Consider the following 18,238-nt stretch of genomic DNA (forward strand, 5'->3'; position numbering starts at 1 on the left):
TTGTGTCACTTCCGCCTGTTTGAGCGGAACGCGAGGTTCAACCGCGCGCGTCGGCGGTAAAAGCGGGCGTCCGAATACCCGCCCCTCCCGGCCGTCCCGCCCGCCCGGGCCCCGCGCTACTCCCCGGAGACGCGCGCCAGCGCCTCGGCCAGCGGACCCGCGGTCTGCTCCACCTGCCAGGGGCGGGCGTGGTGCTCGCGCAGGTGCTCGGCCACGCCGTCGACGCCGGGCCGCGCCGGCGGGCTCCACGCCAGGCGCCGCACGGCGTCCGGCTGCAGCAGGTTCTCGGTGGGCATCGACACCCGCTCGGCGATCGTGGCCAGCGCCGCGCGCACCGCCTCCAGCCGCCGCGCCGCCGCAGGGTCGCGGTCGGCCCACCGGTTGGTCGGCGGCGGGCCGTCGCCCGGCGCCCCCGGCTGGGGCAGCTCGGCCGGCGGCATGCCGCGCACCCGGTTGATCGCCTTGAGCCAGTTGGGCACGTAGCGGCGGGCCAGCCGCACGCTGAACGGCTTGATGGCGGTCAGCTCGGCGGCGGTGGCCGGCATGGCGGTGGCGGCCTCGATGATCGCGGCGTCGGGCAGCACCCGCCCCGGCGAGATGTCGCGCTCGCGGGCGATGCGGTCGCGCTCGCCCCACAGCTCGCGCACCACGCCCAGGCCGCGCTGGTTGCGCACCCGGTGGATGCCCGAGGTGCGCCGCCAGGGGTCGGGCCGGGGCTCCTTGGGCGGCGCGGCCACCACCCAGGCGAACTCCTCGCGCGCCCAGTCGAGCTTGCCGGCCTCGGCGAGCTCGGCCTCCAGCGCGTCGCGCAGGTCCACCAGGATCTCGACGTCCAGCGCCGCGTAGGTCAGCCAGTCCTGCGGCAGCGGGCGCACCGACCAGTCCACGGCCGAGTGCTCCTTGGCCAGGCGCACGCCCAGCACCCGCTCCACCATCGAGCCCAGGCCCACGCGCTGGTAGCCCAGCAGGCGCCCGGCCAACTCGGTGTCGAACAGCCGGCGGGGCCGCAGGCCGACCTCGGCCAGGCAGGGGAGGTCCTGGTGGGCGGCGTGCAGGACCAGCTCGGCGTCGGCGACCGCGGAGTCCAGCGCCGACAGGTCGGGGCAGGCGATGGGGTCGATCAGGGCGGACCCCGCCCCGGCGCGGCGCAGCTGGACCAGGTAGGCGCGCTGGCCGTAGCGGTACCCCGAGGCGCGTTCGGCGTCGACGGCCACCGGGCCGCTGCCGGAGCCGAAGGAGTCCACGACGCGGGCGAGGTGCGCGGTGTCGGCCACCACCGGCGGGAGCCCGTCGCGGGGTTCGCGCAGCAGGGGGGCCTCCGGCTCGTGCCCGTGATGGCCGTCGGGGTTCTCCGGGTCCGGGGTACCTGTCTTGGAGTTCAGCACGTTCGCCACACCCCCACGGTATGCGGTCCCCATGCCGGGGGCACGACAGCGGGGGCGGTCGGAGGCAGTGGCGGGCGCGCCCGCGCGCGTCCCCGACCGGCCCGCCGGCGGTGCGAAGGGGCAGGCGGGCCGGGCGGAGGCGGCCGGCGCACGGCGGGGGCGGGCGCGCTCACCCCTCCGGGCGGCCGCGCCGCTGGCCGATGTCGGCAACGTCCATCGGCGGCAGCCCGGCCGCCGCCGACAGCAGGTCCAGCCACACCCGCATGTCGGCCGACAGGTCGTCGGACGCGGGGGTCCAGGACGCGCGCAGCTCCAGTTCGGTGGTGGAGGGCTGGTCGGCCTTTGCGGCGAAGCCCTCGGTGGTGGCCCGGGTGACGGTCCCGCTGAGGGCGTGGTGCTCGCAGCCGCGCGCCTCCAGGGCGTCGGTGAGCCAGCTCCACGCGACCTGGCCGAGCAGGGGGTCGGTCGCGATCTCCGACTCCAGGTCGGCGGTCACCCACGCCACGACCCGGAACGGGCCGGGCCAGTCGCGCGTGCCCTCGGGGTCGTAGAGCACGATCAGCCGGCCGAACGCGGCGTCGGCGTCCTCGACGCGCACGGTCGCCGACATGGCCACGGCGTGCGGCGCCAGGCGCTTGGGCGCCGGGATGTCCTCGACCGCGATCTCCGGCCGCACCGGGGGTGTGCGCAGACTCTCAACCGCGCGCCGGAACGCGGGCGGCGCGTCATCGACCCTACCGAGAGGGGGCATGATGGAAACGACAGCCTTAATCTTGTTGCGGGGATCTTCGCGCCGAAGGCTGTGGGCGACGAACCCCCGACATGTCGGGCGCACGCGACCACGGCCCCGCCGCCCAGCAGAGCGCACCGACGGTCGCGGCGCGTGACGGCGGGCACCCCATGACGGTGGCACGACTCCCGCGCCGCGACGCGGAGTTTTTCCGGCGTGTCGGCCTTTTGTAATGATCTTGGGACCGGCTTCGCGGCGAAGCCGTTACGCGGTCACGGTCAATCCGGTTTCCGGCCGATCACACCCCGTGTCTGAATTGCGGCTGATCGGGCGAAACGCGGTGCTTCGCAATCTGAGGTGGCCGTTGCCCGGATTTCTGGGGTCCGGCGCTCTTTTTTCCGGGCGTCCCCGGGCCGTCTCCGCGCCTCCGTGCGCGGGGTGGGGCGCGACCGCGCCGCACCCATGGCACGATCAGAGGTGTGACGCTGCACGACTCTCCTTTCCTCCGCGCCTGCCGGCGCCTGCCGGTCCCGCACACGCCGGTGTGGTTCATGCGCCAGGCCGGGCGCTCGCTGCCCGAGTACCGCAGGGTGCGCGCCGACGTCCCCATGCTGGACGCCTGCGCGCGGCCCGACATGATCGTCGAGATCACTCTGCAGCCGGTGCGCCGCTACGACGTCGACGCCGCCATCTACTTCAGCGACATCGTGGTGCCGCTGAAGGCCATCGGGGTGGACCTCGACATCAAGACCGGGGTGGGCCCCGTGGTCGCCGACCCCGTCCGCGACGCCGAGGGCGTCAAGCGGCTGCGCGCGCTCGAACCCGACGACGTGCCGTTCGTGACCGAGGCGGTCGGCGAGCTGACGCGCGAACTCGGCGACCGCCCGCTGATCGGCTTTGCCGGCGCCCCCTTCACCCTGGCCTCCTACCTCATCGAGGGCGGGCCCTCCAAGAACCACGAGCGCACCAAGGCGCTGATGTACGGCGAGCCCGAGCTGTGGGCCGACCTCATGCACCGCCTGGCCGCCATCACCGTGGAGTTCCTGCGCGTGCAGATCGCCGCCGGCGCCTCGGCCGTGCAGCTCTTCGACTCCTGGGTGGGCGCCCTCAGCGCCGAGGACTACCGCGAGTCCGTCCTGCCGCACACCTCGTGGATCTTCGACCAGCTCAGCGGGCTCGACGTGCCCCGCATCCACTTCGGCGTGGGCACCGGGGAACTCCTGGGCCTGCTCAGCGAGGCCGGGGCCGACGTCGTGGGCGTCGACTGGCGGGTGCCGCTGGACAAGGCCGCCCAGCGGGTCCAGCCCGGTACCGCGCTGCAGGGCAACCTCGACCCGGCGACCCTGTTCGCGCCCTGGGAGGTGGTGGCCCGCCGCGCCGCCGACGTGCTCTCGCGCGGCGCCGCCGCCGAGGGACACGTGTTCAACCTGGGCCACGGCGTGCTGCCCACCACCGACCCCGACGTGCTCGCCCGGCTCACCGAGTTCGTGCACACCGAGACCGCGCGCTAGGCGGGCGCGGCGGCCGGGGCGCTCCCGGCCGCCGCGCCGCCCGGCGGACCCTCATCAGGCGGTGCCGCCCGGCGTCCCGCCCGAGGTCCCCTTCGCGGTGCCGGTGCCGCCCGTGCCCGCCGCGCGCTCGCGGCCGCCCGCTTCGCCTGTGCCGTCCGCGCCGTCCTCGGCCGCGCTGCCGCCGGCGCCCTCCGGGCGCGCCGCACCGCCCGCCGCGGCTCCGCCGGGCGCGGCCGGACGGCCCCGCCGCCGGGCGCGCCGCCGGCGCCACAGCAGCCAGGCCGGCGTGCCCGCCACGGCCAGCGGCACCGCGAACGGCAGCAGCCAGCCCGCCGCCACCGCCAGCACCTCGCCCAGGCCCACCAGCGCCCGCCAGCCCCGCTGGAGGCCGCCCAAAAACCCGATGGAGTCGTCGCCGGGGTCGGCGACGTAGGTCTCCGGCGGCATCAGCTCCAGGTTCACCGTGCTGTAGGACACCTGCTGGGAAAGCGCCTCTTGGCGCGCCTGCAGCGACTCCAACTCCTGCTGGCGGGTGCTGATCTCGGCCTCCACCGCCAGCACCTCCTGGACCGTTCCGGCCTCGTCCAGCAGGTCGCGCAGCCGGTCCAGCGACGCCTCGGCCGACTCCACCCGGCTGTCGACGTCGGCGACCTCCTCGGTGACGTCCTGCACCCGGCGGTCCAGGCTGGACTGGCTGCCCAGCGCGGCCAGCTCGTCCAGCGCCGCCTCGTAGCGGTCGCGGGGCACCTGCAGCGTCAGCGAGGCGTAGGGGGCGTCGCCCTCGCCGGACTGCACGCTCTCGGCGGCGATGTAGCCCCCGGCGTCGGCCACCCACTCCCCGGCGCGCTCGGCCGCGGCGTCGACGTCCTCCACCTCCACCCGCAGGTCGGCGGTGTAGACCAGGTCGCGGTCGGCCAGGGGCAGGTCCCCGGCCAGACCGTCCGACCCGTCGGCGGCCCCGCCGCCGGGGGGCTCGGCCTCGGGCGGCGCCTCCTGGGCGATGCCCGGTTCGGCCGGCGCCTCCCGCGAGGCGTCGGCGCCGCCGGAGGAGGAGGTGGCCGAGCATCCGGCCGCGAGGGCGAGCAGCAGCAGGAGCGGCGCCGCCGCCGCGCCCCGGGCGAGGGGGCGGCGGCGCGCTTCGTCACGTGGGGGTGTGGCCGACATGCCGCTAGGACGCGCCCCGGCGCCCCGGCGTTGCGCGGCGCGCGTTGCGGGTTGGTCACGGCGGACCGGCGCGCACGGCGCCGCGCCCTTGCCGCGACCCCGTGCGCACCTGCCCGGGGTATCTGGAAAGCTGGGGGTATGCAGCGCCAACCCCACGTCGTCGTGGTGGGGGCCGGGGTGTCCGGCCTGACCGCCGCCCACCGGCTCACCCGCTCGGGAGCCCGGGTCACCGTGCTGGAGGCGGCGCCGCGGATCGGCGGCAAACTGCACGCCACGCCGTTCGCCGGGGTGCCGGTCGACGCCGGCGCGGAGTCGGTGCTCGCGCGCCGGCCCGAGGCGCTCGACCTCATCGCCGAACTCGGACTCTCCGACCGCCTGGTGCACCCCGCCCCGGTCCCGGCGAGCCTCTACAGCCGCGGCCGGCTGCGGCCCTTCCCCGCCACCCAGGTCATGGGCGTGCCCGGCGACCTCGCCGACCTCGCCCGCAGCGGCGTGCTCTCGCCGCTGGGCACCCTGCGCGCCGGACTGGACCTCGTGCTGCCGCCCACGCCCCTGCGCGGCGACGTGTCGGTGGCCGGCCACATCGGCGCCCGCATGGGCCGCGAGGTGGTCGACCGCCTGGTGGAGCCCATGCTCGGCGGGGTCTACGCCGGCCGCGCCGAGCGGCTGTCGCTGGAGGCCACCCTGCCGCAGATCGCCCAGGCCGCCCGCCGCGAGCGCTCGCTGCTGCGCGCCGTGGGCCGCACGGCCCGCCGCCGGCGCCGCGAGCGCGAAGGCGTGCCCGGCGGCCCGGTGTTCGCCGGCCTGCGCGGCGGGATCTCCGTCCTGGTCGGCGAACTGGCGCGCCAGTGCGGCGCCGACGTCCAGACCTCGGCCACCGTCCGGGCGCTGGCCCAGACCGCGCGGGGCTGGCGGCTGACCGTGGGCGCGGCCGCGCCCGACGCCCCGCGCCAGGCCCCCCGCGAGATCGCCGCCGACGGCGTGGTGCTCGCCTGCCCGGCGCCGGCCGCCGCCCGCCTGCTGGGCGAGGCCGCCCCGGAGGCCGCGCGCGACCTGGCCGGCGTGGAGTACGCGAGCATGGCCATCGTCACCCTGGCCTACCCCGCGGCCGCGTTCGCCCGCCCGCCCCGCCGGAGCGGGTTCCTGGTGTCCTCCCGCGAAGGGCTGGCGATCAAGGCGGCCACCTTCAGCAGCGTGAAGTGGCCGTGGCTGGACGAGGAGCTGCGCGCGGCCCACCCCGGCGAGGACACCGTGGTGGTCCGCTGCTCCATCGGCCGCGCCGGCGAGACCGCCCTGCTCCAGCGCGGCGACGACGAGCTGGCCGCCCTGGCGGCGGCCGACCTCGCCCGCGTCTGCGGCGTCGCGGGCGCCCCCGTCCAGAGCCGGGTGACCCGCTGGGGCGGCGGGCTCCCGCAGTACGACGTCGGCCACACCGCCCGGGTGGCGCGCGTCCGCGCCGAGGCCGCCCGCCACCCCGGCCTCGCCCTGTGCGGCGCGGCCTACGACGGAGTGGGCATCCCGGCCTGCATCGCGGGCGCCACCGGCGCCGCCGCCGGCCTCGCCGCGGCCCTGCCCGGCATCGGGGAGCGCGGCGCGGCCGCTCCGGCGCCCACCACCCACGACCACACCGATCAGACAAGGAGCCATCCGTGACAACGGGGCAGCACCACAGCCAGCAGCAGGACCCGGCCGGCGGCGCGGGGGAGCAGGACCTCAACGCGCTGATCCGCTACACCATGTGGTCGGTGTTCAAGGCCGGGGACCTGGCCGACGCCGACCGCTCCGCCCTGGGCGCCGAGCTGGCCGCGCTGTTCGAGGGCGGCGCCGAGAAGGGCGTGACCACGCGCGGCTGCTACGACGTGCAGGGCTTCCGCGCCGACGCCGACATGATGTTCTGGTGGATCGCGGAGTCCTCCGAGGCGGTGCAGGACATGTACGCGTCCTTCCGCCGCACCCGCCTGGGGCGCGCCAGCACCCCGGTGTGGTCGGTCGTGGGCCTGCACCGGCCCGCGGAGTTCAACCGGGGCCACGTCCCGGCGTTCCTGGCCGGCGAGGAGCCGCGCGACCACCTGTGCGTGTACCCGTTCGTGCGCTCCTACGAGTGGTACCTGCTGCCCGACGAGGAGCGCCGGACGATGCTGGCCGAGCACGGCCGCATGGCCGCGCCCTACCCCGACGTGCGCGCCAACACGGTCTCGACCTTCGCGCTCAGCGACTACGAGTGGCTGCTGGCCTTCGAGGCCGACGACCTGCACCGCATCGTCGACCTGATGCGCCACCTGCGCGGCGCGGAGGCCCGGCGGCACACCCGCCTGGAGGTCCCCTTCTACACCGGCCGCCGCAAGAGCGCGGTCGAGCTGGTGGAGGCCCTGGCCTAAAGACGGCCCTGAAACGGCTCCGGGCGGCCCCTGGGGGCCGCCCGGAGGGCGGGCTCAGCCGCGCGCTGCCGCCGCCGCGCCCGCGGCGGGGGTCCGGTGCCGCCCCGGCCCGGCCGGGGCGGCGGTGTCGGGCTGAGCGCCGCTCAGACGCTGTCGGCCGGCGCGGGCGCCGGGTCGTTGCGCCGCGCGGCCACCAGGGAGACCGGCACCGCCAGCACCAGGGCCAGCAGCAGGCCGCCGCCGGAGTAGAGGAGCACGACACCGCCGGGGGCGTCCAGCGCCCACGCGGCCAGGCACCCGGCGCCCACCACGATGCAGCCGAGCGCGGCGTAGGCGAGCCGGCCGCGCGGCTTGGGGTAGGCCACCCGGCTGACCATCAGCCAGGCCACCAGCGCCACCGCCGCCGCGCCCACGTAGACCGGCGGGTCCAGCAGCACCACGGTGATCACCGCCATGGCCCCGAACGGGCTCGGCAGGCCGGTGAAGGTGCTGGAGTCGGGGGCCTGGCAGGAGAACCGCGCCAGGCGCACCACCACCGCCAGCAGGACCGCCGCCGCCGCGGCCAGGGCCACGGTGTGCTGGAGCGGCCCGCCCTCGCCCGCGAGCGTGCCCCAGGCCACCACGAAGAAGGCCGGGGCGAACCCGAAGCTGATCACGTCGGCGAGGTTGTCCAGTTCGGCGCCCATGCCGCTGCCGCCCAGGCGGCGCGCCACCCGGCCGTCGAACAGGTCGAAGCCGGCGGCCACGAGCAGCAGGGCCACGGCCGCGGCGACCGCGCCGCGCTCCAGCGGGTCGTGCCCGCCGGCCGCGGCGTACGCCGTCTGCGCGGCGGCCAGCTGCCAGACCGCCATGAACCCGCACAGGGCGTTGCCCAGGGTCAGGTAGTCGGCCAGGGCCAGCCGCAGCCGCGGGGCGTCGTCGGCCCCGCCGTCGGGCGCCGCCGACGCGGATCCCGCGATGGGCTCCTCAGTCGCGGTCGAGGCGGGTTTCGCCGGCTCGGACGCGCTGTCCGACCTCCACCGCCGGGGTGATGCCGGCCGGAAGATAGACGTCGACCCGCGAGCCGAACCGGATGAGGCCGATCCTCTGCCCCTGCTCCACGGCCTGGCCTTCGGCGAGATACGGGACGATACGCCGGACCATCGCGCCGGCGATTTGGACGACCGTGACCTCACCGATCGCGGTGTCGAGGGTCCAGATGACGCGCTCATTCAGCTCGCTGTCCTTGTCGAATGCGGGTCGGAAGCCGCCGGGCCGATGCTCGACCCGCCTGACCACCCCGTCCAGCGGTGCACGGTTGACGTGCACGTTGAGGGGGTTCATGAAGACGGCCACGCGCGTGCGGCCGTCGGGCCGGGGGTCGATGCTCTGTACGACGCCGTCGGCCGCGCTGATGAGGCGGCCCGTCGCCGGGACGCGCTCGGGGTCGCGGAAGAACCACACCATGCCCGCCGCGAGCAGGCCGGCCGGCACCGCCAGCGGCCGGGCGCGCCGTATCAGGACGGTCGCGCCGGCCAGGGCGAGGGCCGGGAGCAGCCAGGGGGCCGACCCCCGGGCCAGGGGGAGTCGGCCGCGGGTGGCGGGGACCGGTGTCGGTGCGTCGTGGAGCGGCATCGGCTGCTTTCAGTCGGCGGTTGGGACCTGCTGCGGCGCGGACCCCGCCGGGCGGGGGCGCGGAGAGGACACGATCGTAACGGCCGGAGAACGCTGGGGCACCGGCCGGGTGAATCCGTGAAGGAGGATGCTATTGCACGTTCTCGTCGGGCTCCAGCGTGAGCGCGATCGAGTTGATGCAGTAGCGGTCGTCGGTGGGCGTGTCGTAGCCCTCGCCGTGGAAGACGTGGCCCAGGTGGGAGTCGCAGGCGGCGCAGCGGACCTCGGTGCGCACCATGCCCAGCGAGCGGTCCTCGTGCAGGGTCACCGCGTCGCTGCGGGCGGGGTCGAAGAAGCTGGGCCAGCCGCAGTGCGACTCGAACTTCTCGGTCGAGCGGAAGAGTTCGGCGCCGCAGGCGCGGCAGCGGTACACCCCGGCGGTGGTGGTCGAGACGTACTCCCCGGTCCACGCGCGCTCGGTGGCGCCCTGGCGGAGCACGGCGTAGGACTCGGGGTCGAGGATGCGCCGCCACTCCTCCTCGGACCGGGCGACCGGTGCAGGTGTTTCGTCCATACCGGTGACGCTACCGGCATTTACGGTGTTTGGGGGTGCTGACCGGCTGATCGCTCCGTCATTTCGTGATCAATGCCCCTTGAGGGATACATGCCTGTTTCCTCTGCTGTGGGGAGTTCGCGACGTTGGCGGTCGGGTACGGATGCTCCGAGGCTATTGGCAGCCGGGAGTGTGACAATGCTGGTTTCGTATCGACAGCCATTGGACCACCGACAGCCGCTCCGCGTGGGGTGGGCCCGCTACTGCCGCCTCTGGGTGGACCACCACGCCGACCTGCTCCGCGCGCGGACCAGGCCGGTGTGGGGTCCGATCGCCGGGGCCGCGTCCGAGGTCGCCTGGGTCGTCCGGCTCACCGCCGGTTCGGCGGCCGCGCGGCTGGCCCGGGCCCGACCGGGTCCGTGGACCGACGGCCGGCTGTTCGCGCTGGTCTCGGTGATCGCCCTGGGTTCGCTCGCCGTCGCCGGAGTGCTGGGGTTCGCCCTGGCCGAGTGGGCGGCGGCGAACGGATCCGACGACGTCCTCCCCGCCGCGGGCGGGGCGGTCGTGGTCGGCGGGGCCCTCAGTGCCCTGGTGTTCGTGGTCTTCGCCTCGGCGGAGCCGGAGCGGCGGGGCCCCGAGGAGGGGTAGCGGCAGCCCGGGCCCCGGTCCCCCCTGCGGGCCGGGGCCCGGCGCCGCACGCGCGCCGGGCGGCCCGGGGCTCAGGCGTCGAAGTCGTACTGCAGGACGTAGGCCGAGCCGTCCAGGGTCATCTCGTTGAACTCCACGGCCTCGTGCTCGGCGGTCAGGGCGGTGCGCAGCACGTCCATCACCGGGGTGCCCGGGCTCAGCCGCAGCTCGCGCGCCTCGTCGGGGGTGGGCATGCGCACCCGGATCTCCTCGGTGAAGTGGGCCGGCGCCCTCCCCAGCTCCGCCAGCCGCGCGTAGATGCCGCCGGGGCCGGTGTCGGCCTCGGCGATGGCCGTGCCCGCCGCCAGCTTGGCCGGCAGGTAGGAGGTCGCCAGCTGCATGGGGCGGCCCCCCAGGCGGTGGCGGCGGTGCCGCCGCACCACGGGCGTGTCCTCGGCCAGCCCCAGCGCCTTGGCGACGTAGCCGGGCGCGGGGACCTCGCCGACCTCGATGCTGTCGGTCTCGAAGTCGCCGTCGGGGGCGTCGGCCTGCCACACCGCCCGCCCGCTGCCCCACAGCGCCCGCGACAGCCGCCGCGGCCCGTGTCGGCGCAGCGGGCGGAACGCGCGGACGTAGATGCCCGAGCCCCGGATCGCCACCACGATGCCCTCGTTGATGAGCACCGACAGCGCCTGGCGGGCGGTGGCGCGGGCGACGCCGTACTGCTTCATCAGGTCGTTCTCGCCCGGGACGCGGGCGCCGTCGGACAGCCGGCCCGACCTGATCGCCTCGCGCAGCGTGTCGGCGATCTCGCGGTAGACCGGGGGTGAGTCGTTATCGGACGTCGCCACGGCGTTCATCCTCTCGCCCGTAATGTGCGATGGCCCGACCGGAGTGTCGGCGACCGAGCGGCTGGGCGGGCGCGGCACTCGCTCGCGGCGGCCGGGGGGAGCGGTGGGGGAGTCGTGTCATGGACGGCCCCGTTCGGGGGGTTGTGTGCCAGGAAACCACAATCCGGGTATGTCCGATTGACCGGCCCTTTATGCGCAATCGGGCATTGGTCGTCCGTGGCCACATCCGGCATCCCGTTTCCCGCCGTTCACCCCCGGTTCACCCGGCGGTGCGGTCGAACGCCCGCCGGTAGCGCACGAACAGCGAGTCCTCCGACTCCAGCACCGCCGCCAGCCGCAGGTCCTGGGTGTGGGAGGGCGCCGCACCGGCCACGATGCGCGCGGCCGCCGGCCCCAGCAGGCGCGGGCTCAGCGTCAGGCACAGCTCGTCCAGCAGCCCGGCCGCCGCGAACTCCGCGAGCAGGTGCGGGCCGCCCTCGGTGAGCACCCGCACCAGCCCGCGCTCGGCCAGCCCCGCCAGCACCTCCTCGGGCCGCACGGAGTCCGCCCCGGCCACCACCACCTCGGCGCCGCTCGCGGCGGCGGCGCGCCGCCGGTCGGCCGGGGCGGACTCGGTGGTGAACACGATCGTGGGCGCCTCGGGCGGGGCCTTCTCCAGCACGTCGGGGTGGACGTCCAGGGTGCGGGTGACCAGCGCCAGCGGCGGCGTGGCCGTGCGCCCGGCCCGCAGGCCGCCCCACACCTCGCGCGGGCGCACCGGCCGGTAGCCCTCGATGCGGGCCGTGGCCGCGCCCGCCAGCACCACGTCGGCGTGGGCGCGCAGCACCGACATCAGCGCACGGTCGGGCGGGGAGGACAGCTCCGCCGTGCGGCCCGAGGGGCCCCACGCCCCGCCGTCGGCGCTGGCGACCATGTTGGCCCGCAGCCAGGGCCCCTCCAGGCCGGAGGGGTAGGCGTAGGCCGCGGCGAGGTCGACGTCGGCGGCGGGCTCGGGCAGCAGCGCGCGGAAGCGGGGCGCGTCGGGGGTACCGGTCGGGGCGGTGGAATCGGAGGTCATGCCTGAAGAGGTTAGACGGCCCGGCCCGGTTCCGGCTCGTTGTGCGACACGCGCCGCAGCAGCACCAGCGCCCGGTCGATCACCTCGACGGCGTGCCCGGCGGGCACGAACGGGCGGTCGACCACGTCGGGGTCGGCGGTGTCCAGAACGGTCTCCCAGGCGATCCCGTACTCCTCGCCGGGCAGGGTGAACGCCACCGCCTCATCAGGACCGCTGTTGAGCAGCAGCAGGAAGGAGTCGTCGGTGACGGGGCGCCCCCGCGGGTCGGGCTCGCTGATGGCGTCGCCGTTGAGGAACACCCCCAGGGCGTGCCCGCCAGCGCCCCAGTCCTGGTCGCGCATGGGCCGGCCGTCGGTGCGCAGCCAGGCGATGTCGGGCAGCCCGCCGTCGCCGGAGAACCGGCCCTGGAAGAACCGGCGGCGGCGGAAGACCGGGTGCTCGCGGCGCAGCCGCGCCAGCTCGCGCACGAACTCCAGCAGGTCGGACTCCTCGTCCGCGCGCTTCCAGTCGATCCAGGCCAGCTCGTTGTCCTGGCAGTAGGCGTTGTTGTTGCCGCCCTGGGTGCGGCCGATCTCGTCGCCGTGGGAGAGCATCACCACGCCCTGGGAGCAGAACAGGGTCGTCAGGAGGTTGCGGACCTGGCGGCGGCGCACGGTCACGATCTCGGGGTGCTCCGAGGGCCCCTCGACGCCGTGGTTGGAGGAGCGGTTGTCGTCGGTGCCGTCGCGGTTGTCCTCGCCGTTGGCCTCGTTGTGCTTGTGGTCGTAGGAGACCAGGTCGGCCAGGGTGAACCCGTCGTGGCAGGTGACGAAGTTGATCGAGGCGTAGGGGCGGCGGCCGTCGTCCTGGTAGAGGTCGCTGGAGCCCGACAGCCGCGAGGCCAGCTCGGGCACCACCGGCACCCCGCGCCAGAAGTCGCGCACGGTGTCGCGGTACTTGCCGTTCCACTCCGTCCACAGCGGCGGGAAGTTGCCGACCTGGTAGCCGCCCGGACCCACGTCCCACGGCTCGGCGATCAGCTTGACCTGGGAGATCACCGGGTCCTGCTGGACGATGTCGAAGAACGTGCTCAGCCGGTCGACGTCGTGGAACTCCCGCGCCAGCGCCGAGGCGAGGTCGAACCGGAACCCGTCGACGTGCATCTCGGTCGCCCAGTAGCGCAGCGAGTCCATGATGAGCTGCAGGGCGTGGGGCTGGCGCACGTTGAGGCTGTTGCCGCAGCCGGTGTAGTCCAGGTAGTAGCGCGGGTCGTCGTCGACCACCCGGTAGTAGTTGAGGTTGTCGATGCCGCGCAGGGAGAGGGTCGGCCCCATGTGGTCGCCCTCCATGGTGTGGTTGTAGACCACGTCCAGCAGGACCTCGATGCCGGCCTCGTGCAGCGACTTCACCATCGCCTTGAACTCCTGCACCTGCTCGCCGCGGGAGCCGTTGGCGGCGTAGCGGCTGTGCGGGGCCAGGTAGGCCAGCGTGTTGTAGCCCCAGTAGTTGGTCAGGCCGCGCGCCACCAGCGCGTGCTCGGGCACGAAGTGGTGCACGGGCATCAGCTCCACCGCCGTGACCCCCAGCGACGACAGGTAGTCGATCATCGCGGGATGGGCCAGGCCGGCGTAGGTGCCGCGCTGGTGCTCGGGGATGTCGGGGTGGCGCATGGTCAGCCCGCGCACGTGCGTCTCGTAGATGACGGTCTCGTGGTAGGGGATCTGCGGCCGGGCGGAGTTGCCCCAGTCGAAGAACGGGCTGACCACGACGCACTTGGGCACGTAGGGCGCGCTGTCGCTGTCGTTGCGCCGCGAGGGGTCGTCGAAGTGGTAGCTGAACAGCGACTCGTGCCAGGTGATGTCGCCGTCGATGGCCTTGGTGTAGGGGTCCACCAGCAGCTTGGCGGGGTTGCAGCGCCGGCCGTGCTCGGGCGCGTAGTCGCCGTGCACCCGGTAGCCGTAGCGCTGGCCCGGCCCGATCCCGGGCAGGTACCCGTGCCAGACGTAGCCGTCGTTCTCGGTCAGCGTGACGCGGGTCTCGGTGTCCTGCTCGTCGAACAGGCACAGCTCCACCTTGTCGGCGGCCTCCGAGAACAGCGAGAAGTTCGTCCCGGACCCGTCGTAGGTGGCGCCGAGGGGATAGGCGGCGCCGGGCCAGACTTCCACCATGGCAAGCAATCTCGTTTCTCAGACATCCGATGACGAAGTGGTTCTTCCGTCGAGGCCGGGGGAGTATTCCTGAAGTTGCCGAAACTTGCCGGTCTTTCGGGCAACCGTGGGCCGGTCCGCGCGGCCGGCGGGAGGGGCGCCCGGGCGGCGCCGGCCCCGCCGGCCGGCTTCAGGCCGCGCGCGGGCGGGCGCGCTCGATGATGGCGGCGGTGTCGGTCCCGCGCGGCAGGGCGCCGAACACCCGGCCCGAGCCCCCGCCCAGGCGGGTGCCCACGAAGGCGTCGGCCACCGCCGCGGGCGCGTGGCGCAGCAGCAGCGCCGCCTGGAGCAGCAGCGCCATCTCCTCGACCAGGGCGCGGGCGCGGAACTCCGCGTCCTCGGGGTCGGCCAGGTCGTCCAGCAGCCGCTTGAGCGCGGCGTCGAAGCGGGCGTCGGCGCCCTCGGCCAGCCGCAGCTCGGCCGTGAACGCCTCGGCGCTCTCGGGCGTGCGGGCCAGCGCGCGCAGCACGTCCAGCGCCGCGACGTTGCCCGAGCCCTCCCAGATGGAGTTCAGCGGGGACTCGCGGAACAGCCGCGGCATGCCCGACTCCTCCACGTAGCCGTTGCCGCCCAGGCACTCCAGCGCCTCGGCGGCGTGCGCGGGCAGCCGCTTGGTCACCCAGAACTTGCCCACGGCCACCGCCACCCGGCGAAACGCCGCCTCGGCGGCGTCGCCGCGCACAGCCCGGTCGGCCGCCCCGGCCAGCCGCATCATCAGCGTGGTGGCGGCCTCCGACTCCAGCGCCAGGTCGGCCAGCACGTTGCGCATCAGGGGCTGCTCCACCAGCGGGCGGCCGAACGCGCGGCGGTGCTCGGCGTGGTGGACGGCCTGCACCAGGCCCGCGCGCATGCCCGCGGCCGAGCCGACCACGCAGTCCAGCCGGGTGCCGTTGACCATCTCGATGATGGTGCGCACGCCCCGCCCCGGCTCGCCGACCCGCCACGCCAGCGCGCCGTCGTACTCCACCTCGGCCGAGGCGTTGGAGCGGTTGCCCAGCTTGTCCTTGAGCCGCTGCAGGAGCATGGGGTTGCGGGTGCCGTCGGGCAGCACGCGGGGCACCAGGAAGCAGGTCAGGCCCTCCGGCGCCTGGGCCAGGGCCAGGAACACGTCGCTCATCGGCGCCGAGGTGAACCACTTGTGCCCGGTCAGCAGGTAGGTGCCGGGCTCGCCGGCGGGCACCGCGCGGGTGGTGTTGGCCCGCACGTCGGAGCCGCCCTGCTTCTCGGTCATCGACATCCCCGCCAGGATGCCGCGCTTGTCCTGGGCCGGGCGCAGCCCGAAGTCGTAGGCCCGGGCGGTCAGCAGCGGCTCCAGCCGCGCCGCCAGCTCGGGGGAGTGGCGCAGGGCGGGCACGGCGGCGTAGGTCATGGACACCGGGCAGCCGTGGCCGCTCTCCACCTGCGACCAGACGTAGAACTTCGCGGCGCGGGCGACGTGGGCGCCGGGGCGGGCGTCGGCCCAGGGCGCGGCGTGCAGGCCGCGGCTCACGGCGGTGTCGACCAGCACGTGCCAGGCGGGGTGGAAGTCGACCTCGTCGACCCGGTGGCCGTAGCGGTCGTGGGTGCGCAGCACCGGGGTGTTGGTGTCGGCCTGCTCGCCCCAGGCGCGGGCGCGGGCGGTCCCGGCCAGGCGGCCCAGGTCGTGGACCTCCTCGGCCGCCCAGCCGGCCTCCTCGCGCTCCAGCCCCGCGGCGAGCGCGGCGTCGGCGGCGACGTCGTAGTCCTCCAGCGGCTCGGCCTGGTTGACGACCTCGTGGGTGGGCGGCATGGCGGCCTTTCCGTTCGACAACCCCCGAACGCGGTTCGGGCCGTACCGCGCCCAGACTAACGCCTCGTCCCGCGGCCCCCGGCGGGCGGACGAAGGGCGGCACGGCGGGTGCGGGCGCGCGTGCGCGGCCCGCGCGGTGCGCCCGAGCGCCTCAGCGCGCGGCCTCGGCCGGGGTTCCGGCGTCGGCGGGTGAGGCGTCCCGGACCGCCAGCACGCCCTCGTAGTAGGCGATCTTGTGCTCGATCGCCTCCTGGGTGCGGCGGAGTTCGACCATCTGCTCGGCGACGCGCTCGGCGTGCTCGCGCAGCACCTCCAGCCGGCCGGGGATGGTGGAGTCGCCGGCGCGGACCAGTTCGGCGAACCCGCGCAGGCGGGCGATCGGCATGCCGGTGTCGCGCAGGCAGCGCACCAGGCCCAGCAGTTCGACGTCGGCGGCGCGGTAGCGGCGGTGGCCGCTGGTGGACCGCTCCACCTCGGTGAGCAGGCCCTCGCGCTCGTAGTAGCGCAGGGTGTCCAGGCTCAGTCCGAAGCGCTCGGCAACCTCGCCGGGGGTGTAGTACTCGCTCATGCCCCACATCATCGCCCCCCGGCGGCGGCCGCGCCAGCGCCGTGGGGCGGACGCGGGCTACCCGGCGGCGCCGGGCACGCCGGCCGCGCGCACCGCCCCGCCCGCGGGCACCCGGCCCAGCGCGGCGTCGTAGCGGCGCAGCACCACCTCGGCCAGCTCGGGGACGTCGCCCAGGGCCGGGGCCACCGCCGCCGCGCCCGCCGCGAACGCCTGGTCGGCCACGCGGTCGGAGAAGAACCCCGGGGCCAGCAGGTAGCCGGCCACCGCCACGCGGCGCGCCCCGGCCTCGCGCAGCCGCGCCACGGCGTGCCCCGGCGCGGGGGCGGCCGCCGAGGCGTAGGCGGGCACCACCGCGCGCCAGGGCGCGCGCCAGGCCAGGGCCTGGGCCATGCGCGCGATGACGGCGTTGGCGGCCGGGTCGCTGGAGCCGGCCGAGGCCAGCACCAGGGCGGTGTCAGGCCCGGCCGCGGCGCCGGCCTCGGCCAGGCGCCGCTCCAGCGCCGCCAGCAGCAGCGGGTGCGGCCCCAGGGTGGCCCCGTAGCGCACCCCCAGCCACGGGCACGACTCCCGCACCCGGTCCAGCACCGCGGGCAGGTCCACCTTGCTGTGGTAGGCGGCGGTCAGCAGCGCCGGCAGCACCACGGCCTCGCCGGCGCCCTCGGCGGCCAGGGCGCGCAGCGCGTCCTCGGCGCCGGGCTCCGTGTGGTCCAGGTAGGCCACGCGCACGTCCAGGCCGGGCCGCAGCCGCCGCACCCGGGCGAACACCGCCTCGACCGCCTCGGCCGAGCGGGGGTCGGCGCTGCCGTGCGCCACCGCCACCAGCGGGACGTCGCGGGGCGCGTCCTGGCGTGTGTCCACCGGTCCTCCTTCACCGGGCCGGACGGACGCGTGTGCGCCGCCGGCCCGCTCGCCCGCCGCGGGTTTCCCGTCTCACAGGTGGATCCCGCACTCGGTCTTGCTCAGCCCCGCCCAGCGGCCCGCGCGGGGGTCCTCGCCGGGCGCCACCCGCCGCGTGCAGGGGGCGCAGCCGATCGAGAGGTAGTCGTCGTAGCGCAGCGGGTTGACCAGCACGCCGTGCTCGGCCATGTAGGCGTCCACGTCGTCCTGGGTCCACCGCGCGATGGGGTTGACCTTGACCATCCGCTTGCGGCGGTCCCACTGCACGACGCCGATGTCGCGCCGGGTCGCCGCCTCGTCGCGGCGCAGGCCGGTCAGCCAGGCGTCGTAGGGCTCCAGCGCCCGCTGCAGCGGCTCCACCTTGCGCAGGTGGCAGCAGATGTTGGGGTTGCGCCCGTGCAGCCGGGGGCCGAGGTCGCGGTCCTGCTCGGCGACCGTGCGCAGCGGGGTCACGTTGATCAGGTTGATGGGGTAGATCTGGGCCACCGCGTCGCGGGTGCCGATGGTCTCGGCGAAGTGGTAGCCGGTGTCCAGGAAGATCACGTCGATCCCGGGCACGACCTTGGACGCCAGGTCGACCATGAGCGCGTCGGCCATGGACGAGGTCATGCACAGCCCGTCGCCGAAGGTGTCGGCGGCCCACTGGATGATCTCCTGGGCGCTCGCGTCCTCCAGGTCGGCCGCGGCGCGCTCCGCGAGCCTCTGGCCGTCCTCCAATGTGACGTTCATGCGTTCCCATCCGTTGGTGCCGGGCCCTGCTCCGGGCCGCCGAAGGCGGCGGATCTCAGGCCGATGAACTTCACTCGGAACACCCGCGCGCAGGACAGGCAGGCCCAGGCGTATCCCGCGCCCTTCTCGCCGTCGCCCTCGTGCGGCATCAGGTCCTCGTCGCCGCAGTAGGGGCAGTAGAACGGGGCGGCGCGCTCACTCATCGCGGCCTCACTGCTCCTCTCCGGCTCTCGGTGCCGGT

18 protein-coding genes are annotated in these 18,238 nt (G+C 75.4%); 4 read left to right on the top strand and 14 right to left on the bottom strand.

What is annotated here, in order from left to right; translation table 11 throughout:
- Positions 1-116 precede the first annotated feature (116 nt).
- Entirely contained in the window at positions 117-1,394 is a 1,278-nt protein-coding gene (locus HNR12_RS00745) for an HRDC domain-containing protein (protein ID WP_179765638.1), read from the bottom strand.
- A 160-nt stretch (positions 1,395-1,554) separates the two neighbouring features.
- The gene (locus HNR12_RS00750; protein ID WP_179765639.1) at positions 1,555-2,136 is read right to left on the bottom strand and encodes a DUF3000 domain-containing protein; all 582 of its coding nucleotides are present in this window, start codon (positions 2,134-2,136) and stop codon (positions 1,555-1,557) included.
- Between the two features lie 521 nt (positions 2,137-2,657).
- Between HNR12_RS00750 and hemE the strand changes: the two genes are divergently transcribed.
- On the top strand, positions 2,658-3,626 hold the full coding sequence (gene hemE, locus HNR12_RS00755) for a uroporphyrinogen decarboxylase (RefSeq protein WP_372451134.1): 969 nt from the start codon (positions 2,658-2,660) through the stop codon (positions 3,624-3,626).
- A gap of 54 nt (positions 3,627-3,680) precedes the next feature.
- Here hemE and HNR12_RS00760 read toward each other — a convergent pair whose 3' ends face one another.
- The gene (locus HNR12_RS00760) at positions 3,681-4,790 is read right to left on the bottom strand and encodes a DUF4349 domain-containing protein (protein WP_179765641.1); all 1,110 of its coding nucleotides are present in this window, start codon (positions 4,788-4,790) and stop codon (positions 3,681-3,683) included.
- Positions 4,791-4,928: 138 nt separating this feature from the next.
- Here HNR12_RS00760 and hemG point away from each other — a divergent pair, with 138 nt between their 5' ends.
- Positions 4,929-6,443 (top strand): protoporphyrinogen oxidase, encoded by a 1,515-nt coding sequence (hemG, locus tag HNR12_RS00765; protein ID WP_179765642.1) that lies wholly within the window; start codon positions 4,929-4,931, stop codon positions 6,441-6,443.
- A gap of 83 nt (positions 6,444-6,526) precedes the next feature.
- Entirely contained in the window at positions 6,527-7,168 is a 642-nt protein-coding gene (hemQ, locus tag HNR12_RS00770) for a hydrogen peroxide-dependent heme synthase (RefSeq protein WP_179770300.1), read from the top strand.
- A gap of 143 nt (positions 7,169-7,311) precedes the next feature.
- Here hemQ and HNR12_RS00775 read toward each other — a convergent pair whose 3' ends face one another.
- From HNR12_RS00775 to msrB, 3 genes are all read right to left on the bottom strand, one after another.
- Positions 7,312-8,127: a CDP-alcohol phosphatidyltransferase family protein gene (locus HNR12_RS00775; RefSeq protein ID WP_308118659.1), complete on the bottom strand. Its 816-nt coding sequence runs from the start codon at positions 8,125-8,127 to the stop codon at positions 7,312-7,314.
- 7 nt (positions 8,128-8,134) lie between these two features.
- Positions 8,135-8,782: a phosphatidylserine decarboxylase gene (locus HNR12_RS00780; RefSeq protein ID WP_179765643.1), complete on the bottom strand. Its 648-nt coding sequence runs from the start codon at positions 8,780-8,782 to the stop codon at positions 8,135-8,137.
- A 130-nt stretch (positions 8,783-8,912) separates the two neighbouring features.
- A complete protein-coding gene (msrB, locus tag HNR12_RS00785) occupies positions 8,913-9,335 on the bottom strand; it encodes a peptide-methionine (R)-S-oxide reductase MsrB (protein ID WP_179765644.1) in 423 nt (140 codons plus the stop codon).
- Positions 9,336-9,536: 201 nt separating this feature from the next.
- On the opposite strand from msrB, the gene HNR12_RS00790 reads away from it, so the two are divergent.
- Entirely contained in the window at positions 9,537-9,962 is a 426-nt protein-coding gene (locus HNR12_RS00790) for a hypothetical protein (protein ID WP_179765645.1), read from the top strand.
- Positions 9,963-10,033: 71 nt separating this feature from the next.
- Here HNR12_RS00790 and HNR12_RS00795 read toward each other — a convergent pair whose 3' ends face one another.
- From HNR12_RS00795 to HNR12_RS00830, 8 genes are all read right to left on the bottom strand, one after another.
- On the bottom strand, positions 10,034-10,792 hold the full coding sequence (locus HNR12_RS00795; RefSeq protein ID WP_308118657.1) for a GntR family transcriptional regulator: 759 nt from the start codon (positions 10,790-10,792) through the stop codon (positions 10,034-10,036).
- 259 nt (positions 10,793-11,051) lie between these two features.
- Positions 11,052-11,849 (bottom strand): dihydrofolate reductase family protein, encoded by a 798-nt coding sequence (locus HNR12_RS00800; protein ID WP_179765647.1) that lies wholly within the window; start codon positions 11,847-11,849, stop codon positions 11,052-11,054.
- An 11-nt stretch (positions 11,850-11,860) separates the two neighbouring features.
- Entirely contained in the window at positions 11,861-13,996 is a 2,136-nt protein-coding gene (gene glgX, locus HNR12_RS00805) for a glycogen debranching protein GlgX (RefSeq protein ID WP_179765648.1), read from the bottom strand.
- A 169-nt stretch (positions 13,997-14,165) separates the two neighbouring features.
- Positions 14,166-15,803 carry an acyl-CoA dehydrogenase family protein gene (locus tag HNR12_RS00810; protein WP_179765649.1) on the bottom strand — a complete coding sequence of 546 codons (1,638 nt, stop codon included), beginning with the start codon at positions 15,801-15,803 and terminating at the stop codon, positions 14,166-14,168.
- 151 nt (positions 15,804-15,954) lie between these two features.
- Positions 15,955-16,371: a MerR family transcriptional regulator gene (locus HNR12_RS00815; protein WP_179765650.1), complete on the bottom strand. Its 417-nt coding sequence runs from the start codon at positions 16,369-16,371 to the stop codon at positions 15,955-15,957.
- 57 nt (positions 16,372-16,428) lie between these two features.
- Positions 16,429-17,229: a sirohydrochlorin chelatase gene (locus tag HNR12_RS00820; protein ID WP_308118658.1), complete on the bottom strand. Its 801-nt coding sequence runs from the start codon at positions 17,227-17,229 to the stop codon at positions 16,429-16,431.
- A gap of 72 nt (positions 17,230-17,301) precedes the next feature.
- Positions 17,302-17,997: a phosphoadenylyl-sulfate reductase gene (locus tag HNR12_RS00825; RefSeq protein ID WP_179765651.1), complete on the bottom strand. Its 696-nt coding sequence runs from the start codon at positions 17,995-17,997 to the stop codon at positions 17,302-17,304.
- Positions 17,994-18,200, bottom strand: a complete 207-nt coding sequence (locus tag HNR12_RS00830) for a hypothetical protein (protein WP_179765652.1) — start codon at positions 18,198-18,200, stop codon at positions 17,994-17,996. Before HNR12_RS00830 ends, HNR12_RS00825 begins: the two co-directional genes overlap by 4 nt.
- Between the last annotated feature and the right edge of the window lie 38 nt (positions 18,201-18,238).

It is taken from the genome of Streptomonospora nanhaiensis (assembly GCF_013410565.1).
GTDB lineage: Bacteria > Actinomycetota > Actinomycetes > Streptosporangiales > Streptosporangiaceae > Streptomonospora > Streptomonospora nanhaiensis.